The 14417-nt window shown below is 56.3% G+C and carries 11 protein-coding genes; 1 reads left to right on the top strand and 10 read right to left on the bottom strand.

The window, feature by feature from the left end; all coding sequences use genetic code 11:
• Positions 1-52: 52 nt before the first annotated feature.
• From AABO57_14075 to AABO57_14065, 3 genes are all read right to left on the bottom strand, one after another.
• The gene (locus tag AABO57_14075) at positions 53-1903 is read right to left on the bottom strand and encodes a hypothetical protein (GenBank protein MEK6286862.1); all 1851 of its coding nucleotides are present in this window, start codon (positions 1901-1903) and stop codon (positions 53-55) included.
• An 83-nt stretch (positions 1904-1986) separates the two neighbouring features.
• Positions 1987-2868 (bottom strand): ABC transporter ATP-binding protein, encoded by an 882-nt coding sequence (locus AABO57_14070; protein ID MEK6286861.1) that lies wholly within the window; start codon positions 2866-2868, stop codon positions 1987-1989.
• Positions 2869-3335: 467 nt separating this feature from the next.
• The gene (locus AABO57_14065) at positions 3336-4757 is read right to left on the bottom strand and encodes a cytochrome c (GenBank protein ID MEK6286860.1); all 1422 of its coding nucleotides are present in this window, start codon (positions 4755-4757) and stop codon (positions 3336-3338) included.
• Positions 4758-5374: 617 nt separating this feature from the next.
• On the opposite strand from AABO57_14065, the gene AABO57_14060 reads away from it, so the two are divergent.
• The gene (locus AABO57_14060) at positions 5375-6322 is read left to right on the top strand and encodes a polysaccharide deacetylase family protein (GenBank protein ID MEK6286859.1); all 948 of its coding nucleotides are present in this window, start codon (positions 5375-5377) and stop codon (positions 6320-6322) included.
• A 189-nt stretch (positions 6323-6511) separates the two neighbouring features.
• On the opposite strand, the gene AABO57_14055 is transcribed toward AABO57_14060, so the two are convergent.
• The 7 genes from AABO57_14055 to rpmE all read right to left on the bottom strand — a co-directional run bounded on the left by AABO57_14055 (position 6512) and on the right by rpmE (position 14328).
• Complete coding sequence (locus AABO57_14055) at positions 6512-7531, bottom strand: energy transducer TonB (GenBank protein MEK6286858.1); 1020 nt, start codon at positions 7529-7531, stop codon at positions 6512-6514.
• A gap of 11 nt (positions 7532-7542) precedes the next feature.
• Positions 7543-9258 (bottom strand): alpha/beta fold hydrolase, encoded by a 1716-nt coding sequence (locus AABO57_14050; GenBank protein MEK6286857.1) that lies wholly within the window; start codon positions 9256-9258, stop codon positions 7543-7545.
• 57 nt (positions 9259-9315) lie between these two features.
• Positions 9316-10197, bottom strand: coding sequence for a peptide chain release factor N(5)-glutamine methyltransferase (gene prmC / locus AABO57_14045; protein MEK6286856.1), 882 nt, complete (start codon positions 10195-10197; stop codon positions 9316-9318).
• Between the two features lie 40 nt (positions 10198-10237).
• Positions 10238-11590, bottom strand: a complete 1353-nt coding sequence (locus AABO57_14040) for a serine hydrolase (protein ID MEK6286855.1) — start codon at positions 11588-11590, stop codon at positions 10238-10240.
• Between the two features lie 213 nt (positions 11591-11803).
• Complete coding sequence (gene prfA, locus AABO57_14035; GenBank protein ID MEK6286854.1) at positions 11804-12883, bottom strand: peptide chain release factor 1; 1080 nt, start codon at positions 12881-12883, stop codon at positions 11804-11806.
• A complete protein-coding gene (locus AABO57_14030; GenBank protein ID MEK6286853.1) occupies positions 12868-14031 on the bottom strand; it encodes a DUF1385 domain-containing protein in 1164 nt (387 codons plus the stop codon). The genes prfA and AABO57_14030 overlap by 16 nt, the downstream gene beginning before the upstream one ends.
• 87 nt (positions 14032-14118) lie before the next feature.
• A complete protein-coding gene (gene rpmE, locus AABO57_14025) occupies positions 14119-14328 on the bottom strand; it encodes a 50S ribosomal protein L31 (protein ID MEK6286852.1) in 210 nt (69 codons plus the stop codon).
• Positions 14329-14417 lie beyond the last annotated feature (89 nt).

Raw genomic sequence — 14417 nt, 5'->3', positions numbered from 1 at the left:
TCCAAGGAAGTTGTTAGACGCACTTTAACAGGAGTTAAGCCTTAAACCACAATCACTCTCTCGCATCAATCACTAAACCTGCGATTAAAGCGATCGCTGCGGATATGACCATCATCAAGATCGACCAACCATTACCGCGCAGACGGCCGCCAATCGTCAGTCCCATTGTTGACCTACGCTCGAAGAAGAGGTGTGCGAGCGCGAGACACATACCCCCAATTGCAAGACAGTAAATTCTATGTGTCAGGATTGTGACGTGATTGTTTCCTGCGCCGGTTAGATCAGCATACTTCCAGAGTTGATAAAGGAGCGGATTGTAGAGCCAGTGGTTATAGCCGATGCTGTATAGATAGAAGAGGCCGGCGCCTGTTCCGATGCTCACTGCGTAGGCGAGGTATTTATCTCGCAGCAGAACATTCAGCGCGAGGGATGTCCCTGCCATGAAAACTATGCTCGGAAGCAGAATTACAGAGTAGGTTATCAGGTAGGCTTGAATCTCAACCGGCGTATGCCCTCTAAGAAGTTGGGTCGCAATTGCGGTAAGACCAACCAGGACGATCAGAACCAGGGTCAATGAAATCGTTAGCAGAAACTTTGAGAGCAGCAAGACGCTGTTAGGAGCGGGCATGCTCCATAAGACAGGCTCAATCCTCACCTCGCGATCACGGTGCATTGCTTCGCCCGTGTAGAAGACAATCACGCCTAACAGAAACACCAACAGTCCGCTCGCTGTGCGACTCGCAAACGCCGCGGAATAGGTCTCTCCGGAAAACGCTGCCTGGAAAGGCAGTGATAAAAAAGAAAGGAGCATAGCCAGAGGCAGAATCACCACAAGACTTCGTTCACTGCGCAGTAGCCGAAACTCAACACCCAGGGCCGCGATTAGTTTGTTGAGGTGCGCGCGAATTCCCACGCTTGCCGTGTTGACTGCGGGGAGCGGGACGCTGGTGACTACAGTCGTTTTCAAGGTTTCGGGGGATTCAGTCCTCCGCGATGGGGGCCCGCTGGTCTCCTTGAAGCTCTCCGAGTCGTAATAAACCCCTTCCGCTGCTGTCGAAAGGCCGAGCGTTGAAAACTCTTCTGCCTTTCCCGGTCGCTCAGCTATTGAGAATCGAAAGTAAAGGAGGGTTAGTACCAGGGCCACAATCAGAATCACTCCCACGCGGTTCGCGAACAGGTCTGAGCTGTAGCTGATTACAATCCGATTAATCCCATCGGCGTCTTCCCAATTCACCCGGTCCACGCTGTTAAAGCCAACTAGCATAGGATCGAGCGTTACGCCCCAGCGTCGCGGTAATTCTTTCAAGAAGAGTACTCCGTAAGCGATATAGAGCGGGTAAAAAGCGACGGCCGAGGCGTACACGATCTTCGCGTTGCGTGTAAGGGTTCCGACCGTAAAGTAGATGGCAGCCAAAAATAAATGTGAGATGACTACAAGAAAAAAGAAATGCTTGAAATAAGGGAAGACTCGCACCGGCAGGACAACCACCCGCGCCAGGGGGAACCATTGCAGTAACAGCATCGTTAGCGCGAAAGTCGACTGACAACAGACGAGCACAAAGAAGTTGCCGAAAAATTTGCCGAGAAGATACGCACTGCGACTGACAGGCTTTGAAAAGACAAGCGGGTCAACGCCGATGCGGAAATCTCTGATCACGGCGTCTCCCATGATGAGAGCGGTGAAGATCGGGAGCCCCAGTAAGGAGAAGCCCTGCAAGTTCCTGACGATGTTGTAGTCTCCGTTTGTTGCCCAACCGTAGGTAGCAGCAGCGCTCCAGCCCCACCATAGAACAGCATGGGCACTGAATAGAATGATCAACGCATAAGGAGCGACGCGCTTACTATTGAGTAGCACCTCGTTCTGAAAGACAGCAACGAACGGCGTATGGAATGGATTTGTCATCTTAACGCGCCCGGTAAGATGTCCGATAAACTTCAGGGTCATCTGTGTTTGAATTCACCCAAGGTCCGACAAGCTGAAGCCTGTCAGACATCGTTTGTTTGACTGACCAAATCAAAATAGCAATCTTCGAGAGCCGGAGCTGCCGGACTAAACTCTTCGCCTGGTCGCTCGCCCTTTGATATCACCCTCACGCGCGCCATTCCACCCAACATCTGCGAAGAGATTACCTGGCAGCGTGCCTTCAATGCCGAGACGTGTTCGCGCGGCACCGCTGCTTCCCAGACGGAATCTTTGAGCCCGTCGATAGCATGCCGCGGGGTGCATGACGTGAGGATTTCGCCATGTCGAATGATGGCCATCTGGCTGCAGAGGTTCGAGACGTCGGAGACAATGTGAGTTGAGAGGATGACTACGGTATCTTCACCCGCGGTTTCAGAAAGCAAGTTGTGAAAACGAACTCGTTCCTCCGGGTCTAATCCAGCTGTGGGTTCGTCAACAATAATCAGCTCCGGTTCACCGATTAGAGCTTGGGCGATTCCCAGTCGCTGTCGCATCCCTCCCGAAAACTCTCCGACCTTCTGCTTGCGAGCGGATGACAGATTTACTCTTTCGAGGAGAGCGCCGATCAAGGCGCGACGCTCTTCTCTCTTCCACACGCCCTTCAGCTTCGCGAAGTAATCGAGCGTCTGCTCCGCTGTTAGCGTAGGGTAAAGCCCAAACTCTTGCGGCAGGTAGCCAAGCATCTGACGCGCTCTATCCTTGCGAGAGATCAAGTCGACGCCGTTCATCTCAACTGTGCCGGAGTCCGGTTCGAGCAGAGTCGCCACTATCTTCATCAACGTGGTCTTGCCGGCGCCATTTGGCCCGAGCAACCCGAACATCCCGGAAGGAACGTCGAGCGTGATTCCTTTGAGCGCCTGAATCCCGCTCGGGTAAGTCTTTTTCAATTCCTTTATTCCGAGCATCCTTCTTCCTTTAGCTTCTAGAGAGTTGAATCGCTCATTAGACACCTTTCCTGTTGGGGAAGTTCCCGCTCGGTTGATAGATGAGACGTTCTGACCAGCTAAGAGCTTATACTAATATCGTTCTTGTGCTGCTGGCGGGCGCTCCAAATCACTACTATTTCCACGGAGCCGATAATCGCCTGTGTTTTGGCGATCATCGTTCGAGGCAACAGCCGATATCCACCCTCCGCTGCCTCATTCAGTTCCTTTTGCATCGTGCCGGTTCGAGTGGTTGCGGTTCAATGGGAGATGCGTCGCGCTCGAGAAATATGGCCATCTCTTTTCCACTAGCAGGCTGCTGAAAAAGTCGGTAACACACAGCGGTCACGGCCAATCTCACCAACGCTCGGTTGTGAGCACTGAATCCTGAACCCGACCCAGTCGCAGATTCAGGATTCAGTGGCGTGCAGAGATCGCTAGAGCGATGCTCAGTTCTTCGCTGGCATCGAAGGCTTCACCGGCTGCTTGTCCAATGTGTAATCCATCCAGCCGATCATCATCTCGTCGTAGGTCGGTTCTCCGTAACGTACCGCCTTCGCCGCATCAGGGTTGTATTTGTTCTTCGTCGAATTATCGAAGTACCCCGTCACCATGATGCGCGTGCCTTTGGGGAGCGCCTTCGGCTCCTTGAAGTAATAAACTGTCTGCCACGAGAAATCGTACCTCGGCACGTTCAGCAGAATCTCGCTGCGGCCATCCGGATAGAAGGCCCGGTATTCAACAGCCTTGCCGCGAAGGTGAAGGTGCGGCATGAAGTTGATGATGTGGACGTCTTCGTTAGCGGTCCAGCACGAGGTGACCCGATGATTGTCGGCGCCCGGCGGGATCAGAAAGGCGTTGTTTGAAATGCCGTAGGTACGCACCAGGCTTTTTGGCGCAGTCTTAGCAAAGATGAGTCCGACGCTCGAGCGATCCGTCTGCACGGAACCGGCGGCCTTCGAGTAGTGCAACTGGAAGACTATCTTCGAACCGGCTGGAATCCGCTTAACGGTGCCGGGTTCCCAGATCGCTTGATTCATCCCCGGCGCATAGCCGGCGAGCAATTGGCCGTTCTCCATGTCCTGGCCCCGGTCCAATCGATTGAGCCTTCCGCCGTTTGGCGCGGAGCATCCGTCATCAAACACCGGCGCATCCAGCTTCGTGCGAACCAGGAAGCCTTCGCGATAGGTGGGCGAGTCCTTTTCCATCTTCGCGCGCAGCTTCTCGATTTCTTCTTTGCTCAGATTGGGCCGCTGTCTTCCGTTCGCATTCGGAGACTGGATGAAAGCGATGATGTGGTGAACTATTTTGCGATTGCCTGGCCGGGCCTCGGTTCTCTGAACGTAAACGTCTTCCTTGAAACCCGGGTCAACTGAGAAATACTGATACTCATCCGGGCCGCTTGCTTCGAGGGTGAACGGTTCGGGCATTTGGATGACGAGGTCAGGCTTTCCAATGCTCCAGCCTTCGGGGAACTGGGGCGCAGCGGGCAGGTCTTTCGGATTGCCTTCCTTTGCCCCGCCGTCCACCCATCGGACGATCGTGTCGATCTCGGGTTGGGTCAGGCGCCGGTCATTGGCCCAGACGCCGTAGTGCGGATCGGCGTGCCAGGGTGGCATCGACTGAAGCAAGACCTTTTCACGGATGGCTCTTGCCCACGGACGCACGCCGGCGAAGGTCAGGGTCGAGAAGGGCGCGGCCTCACCGGGACGATGGCATTCAGAGCAGCTCTTGTTGAAGATTGGCGCAACGTCCTTGGCGAAGGTGATCTCCTTGCCCGATGGCCCTCCCGCGCTGGTGACTTGTGATGAGAGGACAAATGCCGCTGCTGCAATAACACAGACAAGAAGAATGTAAGTTGTGCGTTTCATGAAGCCTCCCCTCCTGAGTTAATTGACCGAAGTCCGGTTGATCGTTCGACTGCGCGGATACCGTATCGGACGGTCTCGCGACAATCGGTTTGCTTGTGCGCTCTGCCTGTCTGAAAAAACTATGGATGATGACAAATCTGAAAAGCAGGCTACTGGCGCACGCCCAACCGGGAGATCTTCCCCAACTGGCTGCGGAAATCCCCTCAACGAGCGGAAAAATTACGCTCCGCCGTCTAACCTTCAAGGGCCCTCGGTCGCAGCGATCGACCGCTAGAAACTTCGGTAAGCCCCTGCGTATGCAACAGAACTCGAGCACGGGCTTTGATCCGGTCTGTTCGCTCGAGCCGGCCGCCTGTGTTTCGGCGTGCCGGACGTCGCAACGAAGAGGCAAGCTGAGTGCCGGACCGATCCAACGACCACCCGTTCCGCCACGAAGACTCGAAGACACAAAGCCGCACCAAGTCACGTTGACCACCTTCGTGCTCTTCGTGCCTTGGTGTCCTGGTGGCAGAAGGCAGTTTCTCAGCATCCCCAGAGTTTGAGGAACCGGGCGCAAGGATCGCAGTTAGATATTATGTCGAGTAGCAGGACTCGATATCTTGATTCACGGAGAAATGATGAAACACTTTTTGCTGATACTACTCGCAATCCTGTTTGTTCCTTTGTCGAACGCTCAACACATCGAGGCTGGTGGGGAGGCTCGCCGTACGGTCGCGCTCACTTTTGATGATCTGCCCGAGGTCTTCAGCCGCGACGTTGCGACGATGAGACGCAACACGACTGAGCTGCTGCGAACGCTCAAGCTTCACCGCGCTCCGGCCATCGGATTCGTCAACGAAGGCAAGCTGCACACACCGGGTGAGATCGACGCTCGCATCGAAGTGCTCAAGCAATGGGTCGACGCGGGAATGACGCTTGGCAATCACACGTTCTCCCATCTTCGACTGTTGAACACTCCACTGCTTGCGTATGAGGACGATGTTATCAAGGGCGAGGTCATCACTCGGCGGCTGATGAACGAGCGACAGCCCTATCAACTCTATTTTCGACACCCTTACACCAGCACCGGGCCGAACAAAGAAGTGAAGGCTGCGTTCGAGACCTTCCTGCGCGAACGCGGCTACAAGGTCGCGCCGTTCACCATCGAGAATTCGGACTACACCTTCAATCAGATTTACTCTGACGCCCGGCGCAGCAAGGACACGGCGTTGACGGAGCGGCTTCGCAAGACCTATCTGGACTACAACGACGCGCAGTTCGAGTTCTTCGAGCGGCTTTCAAGCGAGATGTTTGGGCGAGAGATCAGCCAGATCCTTTTGATTCATGCGAACGACATCAATGCCGATTGCCTCGACGAGTTGTTGAAGAGATTGGAGGCCCGCGGTTATCGCTTCGTCGCGCTGGATCAGGCGATGGAGGATAAGGCCTATCAGACGAGAGACGATTATATCGGTTTGCATGGACCGTCGTGGATGCACAGATGGACGGGGAGTCTTGGATTGAAGATGAAACTCGATCAGGAGCCCGATCCGCCGAAGTGGGTTTTGGATATGTTCAAGAGGTAGCGAGCCGGTGGGATAAACCAGTGACTTGTAACAGCCGTTTCGCTAGCGATCAAAATACGAAATCAGTGCGAATCCGTCAAAGCCGCGTCATCCGTGGTCTATGAGTTTGTAAGAATCGCAATTGCCAGCGCCGCATAGACCACGGATGACACTGATTAGACGGATTTGCGCGGATACCCTCCTTCACAACTACGGGCGGCGATAGGTTGGTTTGAAGAGCTGTCGCAGGTCGCGCTCGGGGTTATCCGGCGGCTTTGGAACGAGTTGCTCTTGAGGTTGAGAGACATCGTTCACTCGACGGAAGTTGTAGCGGATCATCGCGCGGATGTTAACGGGATTGCCATCTCGCGTCGCGGGCGCGTATTTCAGTTGTCGTACGGCCGCGACTGCCGATTCGTCCAACCCGAAGCCGGCCCATCGAGTTATCTCAACGCCCCCAACTTCTCCATTCGAACGAAAGACAGCCATCACCTCCACGGTAGCCGTGATATCCGCCTGCTCTGCTTCGCTTGTATAACCGGGCTTAACTCGGCTGAGGAACTGCGGTGGTTTGAAACCGGCCGCGCGAGGCGAGTCTTCTTCTGGCATATCTTCGATGACATCACCAGAGTTGCCCGAATCCTTTAGAGCCGGCATCGGACCCGGCGTGCGGATTTGAATCATGGAATCGATGTACCCGGGGGCGCGTTCACCCAGTGCTCTCGCAACTGCGCGCAAGGCGCCTTCCCGCGTCGCCGCCTTTTCCGAGACGAAAAAGAAGACCGCAAGCGAACCCGTCCTCCCGTCAACAATCATCACTCCCGCGAACGCTTCTTCGTGGGATTCGTTCTTGACCTCGCTGCGAGTGAGCGCTTCAGCTTTGCCTACAATGAAAAAGTCGCAGCCGATGGCGGCGGCGAGCCTCCTCGCTTCTTCCTTGCTCATGTTTATCGAACCCTCATAGCCGATTCCGCTCAATGCCGGCTGCATCATCGAATGATCGATCAACACAACGCGCGAGTCGCGGCCGAAAGCTTCGGCAAACGAGGAGTCGAGGGCGACGGAGTCGCCGGTTGCCTTTGCGCGAGAGAAGCCGATGAGCGCGATGCGCAGCGGGGTTTGAAGCGCAATCGGCGCAGGTTTAGCGATGGGTTCCATCGCGGCGCGGAGGTGGGCCGGCGGATACCCGACCAGGGAAAGAACGGCAACGACGATAGCGAGTCGATTCATGGAATCCAGGGTCACTTCACTTTCAGCTTTTGCGCAAGCCAATCGCTTAACAGCTTCATCACGTCATCGGGGATCGCGTTAGTGGAAAGCGAAGAGTATTCGCTGGGCGCGCCGGTCTTCGCCGGAAGAAACAGATGATTGAGCCCAACGAAGACGCGGGCGGTCACGTCGCGATTGCCTGCTTCGCGCGCCGCCTTCTCAAGCATCTCCGCCTGGTCAGCGGTCACCTGCCGATCAAGCTCGCCTTGCAGGATCAATATCGGCTGACGGACCTTTCGAATCGCCGGCAGTGGATCGTAAGCAAGAAAGTATCTCATCCACGTCGCGCGCATTGCTTCAGGCGCCGACGCGTCGCCTTCGATTGCCTTGCGCATAGCTTCTTGCTGCTCGGCGCGGGCTTTGGCTCTGGCTTCTTCAGTCAGAGTTGGGTCGCCCCGCAGACCTTGATTCACCTGATAAGCGATGATCGCGTCGCCGCGCTTGCCCGGTCCTGCCAGCAGCACTATGGACGCGATGCGCGGATCGCTCGCCGCAACCATCGGCGCGATCATTCCGCCCTCGCTGTGCCCGGCTAACGCAATGCGATCGGGGTCGATGTCTCTGCGCTCGCGGAGATAATCAACCTGCGCGCGAACGTCATCCGCAAAATTGGCGCTGGTCGAGGCCTTGAGCGTCTCGCCGCCTTTCGACTTTCCGACGCCGCGATCATCGACGCGCAGCACGGCTATGCCGCGGCTTGCCAGCGCTTCGGCGATCTGCCGGAACGGTCTGTATTTCTCAAGGCCCGGCAGCGGCAGGTATTCATCGCGCGTTTGCTGACCCGAACCCGTTATGGTGATGACCGCGGGATAGGGCTGCTTGCCGGTCTTCGGCAAAAGCAGGGTGCCTGCCAGCGTGAAGCCCTTCGCCTCGACCGTGATTTCTTCGGCGGTGAACGGTGCACCGGCCGGGGCCGCGTAATCGACCTCCGCCTCTTTCATCTTGGCTGAGAGAATGGCCTTGAAGGACGGGATGAAGCTCGAGTATTCCTCGAGCACCGCAGCGAAGTTTTGCAACGGGACCGCGAGCGTGGCGATGCGGCCTTTCGTGTCGACCCACACGATGACGTTTGACATGGCCACCGTGATGCTATACCGATCGAAAGACGAAGGCGCCGGCGAAGCGGCAATGCCGGTGGCTTGAACCTCGTCCCGCGCGACGCGCTCGACTTTGGCGCTCATGTTTGGAAAAACCTGGAACTCCTGGCTTCCTCCCCGGGCCGCGTCATAGCGAGCAAGTAGGAACTGAAACATGTGAAAAATGTTTCCGCCCAGAAGGGACGTTCCCTTCGCGAAAGGGAGTTCCTTTGAAGCGCCGCTGGTTGTGACGATGGCGACCGCGGCTTTCACAACAACGGACTGATCGAATGGCTGGCCGTTCACCGTGCCCTTCGCTGTAGAGGACAAGGGCTCGCCCGATTTGTCCACTTCTAGTGTCGTGTTCAAATCCATCGACGCGCCGGGCACTTTGAAATCCGTGTGACCACTCGACGCATAGCTGCCGTCCGGCAGGCATTTGATCTCGAACTCCTCGCGGCCGATAGACGTGTCGCCGAGCCAGAACGAGAAAACGCCTTTGCCACAGAGCGAAGGCGAGAGCAACGGCGCAGCGGGTGGAAGCTTCTGTTGCGCGAGCAGCAGCGCTGGTGCGAGAAGAACCATGATGCACGCGGTGATTCTCAGTTTCATAAACTCTCCTTATCAGAGCAAAGATGGTTGCGCAAGCTGGCGCCTGCGCTCCCAGGGCTACGGATTTTCTGACGGCTTCATGACTGTGAGCGTGCGAGGAATATCCTGGAGATCGCGGAGCACATCAACCAGTTCCCACGAAGATGCGGCGATCAAATCACTGATTGAAGCGAGCTGACCGTATCCGATTTCGACGACGAGATAGCCGCTCGGCTTCAGGTACTGCACGGTATCCGCGAGCAGCCGGCGACAGAAATCCAAGCCGTCAATTCCACCGAACAGAGCCCGGTGCGGTTCCCATTCGCGCACCTCGCGCTGAATTAGCTCTGGTCCGCGTTCGCTGACATAGGGCGGATTGGACGCGATGAAATCAACTGAGTGTTCCAGCTTGAGCTGCGCCAAAGGCTTCAATGCGTCTCCCTGGATGAACCCTATGCGCGCAGCCACTTTGTGACGGGCCGCATTGGCTCGCGCGACGTCGATCGCGGCAGCGGAAACGTCGGTTGCGATCAATCGCGCGCGCGGCAGATGAACGGCGAGGGTGATGGCTACACAGCCGGACCCCGTGCCGATGTCGACGATCAATGGGCTAGCTGCTTTCCGCGGATCGCTCGCCAGCTTGATGACTCGCTCGACGAGAAACTCAGTCTCGGGTCTGGGGATCAGAACGTCCGGAGTGACGATGAAGTCGAGACCGTAGAATTCTTGATGGCCCGTTATGTACTGGAGGGGCTCGCCGGACGCGCGACGCGCGACAAGCCTCAAGAAGGTTTCATAATCCTCCTCGGTTATCGGGTCTTCTGATCTCGTAAGCAGGCGTGTTCGCTCGATGGCTAGCACGTGACAGAGCAGAACCCCTGCCGTCCGACGGTCTTCGGCCACGGCGGCGGCTTGAAGCCGCGCGGCTCCTTCGGCGATGGCTTCAGCTATTGTAGGCAAGATGGTTTCTGACAAAGACTCTGGGTTCAAGGCCCAATCGTCATCTGATCTTCTTTGCTTCGTGGTCTCCTGACTGATGAAGAATGACGTGAGTGACCTTTCCGCCGGGATCTCTGACGAACGTCACCTGCGCGTCCGCGACCTTGATGAAAAACTTTGTTTGCGATTCCGGGAAGAGCTGCACTTTTGGCTGGCCCGCAGCCTGCAACCACAACGAGTCGGCTTCCCGGCTGATGTTCAAGATGAAGCCGGGTGCAAGCTCGTACTGACCGGCGTAGTCGTCAAAGATCTTCGGATCAATCTGCGCCTCCCTGCGCGCGGGCGGCGCAAGCTCTGGATTGTAGAGCGCCGCGACGCCATGGGCGATGTTCCCGGGATTAGCGCCGGCGCGATTGGTCAGAACAATGACGGTGAGCTTGTCGCCTGCGTAGCGGGCGATGTGCGAGGTGAAGCCTTGCCACGCGCCGCCGTGTTCGATGATCTTGTGTCCGCGAACTTCAGCGAACGCCCAACCGAAGCCATAAGGCCGCGTGTTTCCGTCGTTGAGCTTCACCGGCGTCCACATCTGATCGAGACTGGATTTCCTTAATAGCTTTTCGGTATATAGCGCGGCGTCCCACTTCGCCATATCGAGCACGGTAAGGTAAAGGCTGCCGTCGGCAGTGGTGTTCATGGCAGGCGAAACCCATTCCTGATTCTTCAACTCGCCCTTTGGCATGCGATAGCCGGCCGCGCGATTCGGCACAATGTCAGCTTCGCTTATGATGCGGGCGGTGCTCATGCCGAGCGGCTTGAAGATTCTGTCTTGAAGGAAGTCTCCGTAGAACTTTCCGGAGACCTTGCTGATCAGTATCCCCAGGGTCGCGTACCCGATGTTGCTGTAGCGCCACTTTTCTCCCGACGCAAAGGCGAGCGGAATCGCCTGTGCTTTCTTTAGCAATTCATCCTCGGTGTAGTCCTGACGGAAGTTGAAGTCCTTAGGATAATCCGTCGTGCCCGCCGTGTGCGTGAGCAGATTCCGCACCGTGATATTGCTCCAGCTCTCGGGCGCGCCGGCGAAGTATTTGTTGATCTTGTCATCAAGACCGATCTTGCCTTCTTCGACCAGCATCATCACCGCGGTTGCGGTGAACTGTTTTCCTACCGAGCCCGATTGATAGATCGTCTCGGGAGTAGCGGCGACGTTCAACTCGACGTTGGCAAACCCGTAGCCTTTGGCCTTGATTATCTCGCCGCTTCGAACGACGGCGACCGACAGACCGGGTATCTTTTGCTTCTGCATCTCGGCCTTTATGAAGTCGTCTACTTTGTCGGTTTGGGCCGTTGCGATTGGCGAGAGCGAAAAGAAGAGAAGAAACAGAAGCGGTAAAACGTGCGCGTTGTTTCGATTCATTCGGTTCCTTGCTGGTTCTTACTTTGAGCTTAGTGATCTCTTCTAACGGCATGCGTCTAACAGCGCGGGCGGCCTAGATGGAGTGGCCGGAGCTCTTCTTTTGGGCATCGAGAAGTTCAGAGTTCAACCTTTAGGTTGCTCTTCGCCAGCCGCAAGCTAAAGCTTGAACTCTGAACGGCAGGGCATAAGTTCTCACCCTTTGCGCGCTCTAATCTACGCCGCGGCTTCGGCGTCAGCTTTGAGCTTCTCGGCTTCATAGTACGCGGCCAGCGCGTCAATCAGGTCGCCGATCTCGCCTTCCATAAACAGATTCAACTGATGAGAAGTGTATCCGATGCGATGGTCGGTCACGCGGTTATCCTTGAAGTTGTAAGTCCTGATCTTCTCAGACCGGTCGCCCGATCCGACCATCGAGCGCCGCTCGCTTGCGATCGCCTGGTGTTGCTTCTCCTGCTCCATTTCCAGAAGCCGAGAACGCAAGACTCGCATGGCCTTCTCGCGGTTTTTTATCTGTGACTTCTCGTCTTGCATCGAGACTACCGTGTTGGTTGCAAGGTGCGTGATTCTGACCGCGGAGTAAGTAGTATTGACCGACTGTCCGCCGGGTCCCGACGAACAGAACGTATCAATGCGAATGTCTTTAGGATCAATCTTGATGTCAACCTCTTCCGCTTCGGGAAGCACCGCGACTGTGACCGCCGAAGTGTGTATGCGGCCCGATGCTTCCGTCTGGGGGACTCGCTGGACGCGATGGACACCTGATTCGTGTTTGAGCTTGGAGAAGACCCGATTGCCTTCGATGAGCAATATGGCTTCTTTGACTCCGCCGATTCCGGACTCGGACGCGTCGAGCACCTGAACTCGCCAGCCCTGTCGCTCGCCGTAGCGCGAGTACATGCGCATGATCTCGGCCGCGAACAGCGTAGCTTCATCGCCGCCCGTGCCGGCGCGAATCTCGAGGATGACGTTCTTCTCGTCGTTGGGATCGGTGGGCACAAGGAGGACTTTCAGTTCAGCTTCGATGCTTGCCCGCCGTTGCTCGAGTTCGCTCAACTCGGTTCGCGCAAGGCTGACCATCTCGGCGTCGTCCTCGGTTTCGAGCAGTTCCGTTGTCTCTCGTATGCCGCGATCGAGCGCTTTGAACTGGCGATACTTCGCGACGATCTGTTCCAGCTCGTTGTGGTGCCTTGCGATCTTGGTATACCTCAACTGATCCGCCAGCAGCTCGTGATCACTCAACTGCCGCGTCAGCTCCTCGTACTTCTCTTCGATTGAATCTAGTCTGTCGAGCATGATTTGATCGGTTCAAGCTTCAACGATTCCTTGAGCGCATAGATCGCCACCTCGAGTTGAGAATCGTCAGGCTCTTTCGTTGTGATGTTCTGAAGCCAAAGCCCGGGTCTGGTGATCACCGAGAAAAACCATTGCGCGCTGCTCCTCGCGGATGCTCGAATTACTTCGTAGGAAACGCCTGCGACTACCGGCATCAGTAGCACTCGCACGAGGAAGTTCAGGAAGAGGGAATCAAACTTGACTACAGAGAATGCCACAATCGAAACCAGCATCACGACCATCAGAAAACTGGTGCCGCAACGCGGATGCTGTCGCTGCTTTGTGCGCGCGTTTGCGACCGTCAGCTCTTCGTCGGCCTCCCAGGTGTACACGACCTTGTGCTCCGCGCCGTGATACTCAAACACGCGGCGGATGTCCCGCAGCAGCGAGAAGCTGGTGATCATGATCAGAAAAAAGGCCATCCGAATTATGCCGTCTACGAGGTTAAACGCGACCGAAGGGCGAATCGGATGAAGCGCCGCGCGCATCCATGCCCACGCGTCCGCGTACCAGGTGCCGGTCTCCGAGTGTGCGCCGATCGTTCCGCCGCCAAAGTAAACGAACAGAGCGTTGGTCAGCAATAACGGCAACACGATGAACAGCAGAACGTTGAAGAAAAGGGCAAAGACAATTGACCCCACGGCTCCGGCGGTTGACTTGCCCTTGGCTTCTTTGACCGGGGCTGGCGGCCTGGTTTCTGTTTTGACCATGACCGGCGCCACGGCCATTATTCCCGCGCCTAGTCCCGCGGCTTGCAACTCTACTTCTTCGATCTCAGGCTCGTTCTCCGCTTCGTGGAAGACGACGTTCGCTGAAAAGTTCAGCGCCTTGATGCCAAGTATCATCGACTGAATCAGCACCGCCGACCCGCGCAGCACGGGCAGTTTTAGCAGCGGATATTTTTCCGCGAGCACTGGCAAACGCTCGGACTTCGCCACGATCTGTCCATCCGGCCGCCGGACGGCTACGGCATACGAGTGCGGCGCGCGCATCATCACGCCTTCGATGACCGCCTGTCCGCCAACTATGATTTGGTCTTCTCTCATAAACGGATCGCTTCCTTCGCGCAAAAAACTATGGTTGCCGGCTGCCGCTTCGACTGTTCGCATTCGGCTTGCTCACGGTTTCGGGATTGAAACCGTCAACGCGCGGATGCGACCGGGCGGCCCCGGCAACCAAATGATGTTGTTGACCGGCTAAGCTTCGGTCTTACGGCCGTACTTGCGATTGAACCGTTCGACCCTGCCAGCGGTATCGATGAGCTTTTGTTTCCCTGTGAAAAACGGGTGGCAATTGGAACATATCTCAAGCCGGATCTCCGACTTGGTCGAGCGAGTCTGCCACGTCTCCCCGCACGCGCAGTGCACGTTCGCGTTCACGTATTTTGGATGAATATCGGGCTTCACTTTCGTGGTTACTCCTGTTGCGAATTTTTCGATCGAAGCAACGTTACAAGCTAACCGATTGAAGTGAGGCATGTCAAGGTTTCACCCGG

It is taken from the genome of Acidobacteriota bacterium (assembly GCA_038040445.1).
In the GTDB taxonomy this organism is placed as follows: domain Bacteria; phylum Acidobacteriota; class Blastocatellia; order UBA7656; family UBA7656; genus Onstottus_A; species Onstottus_A frigus.
Note: the sequence above shows the minus strand (reverse complement) of the source record. Positions and strands in the feature narration are given on the sequence as shown.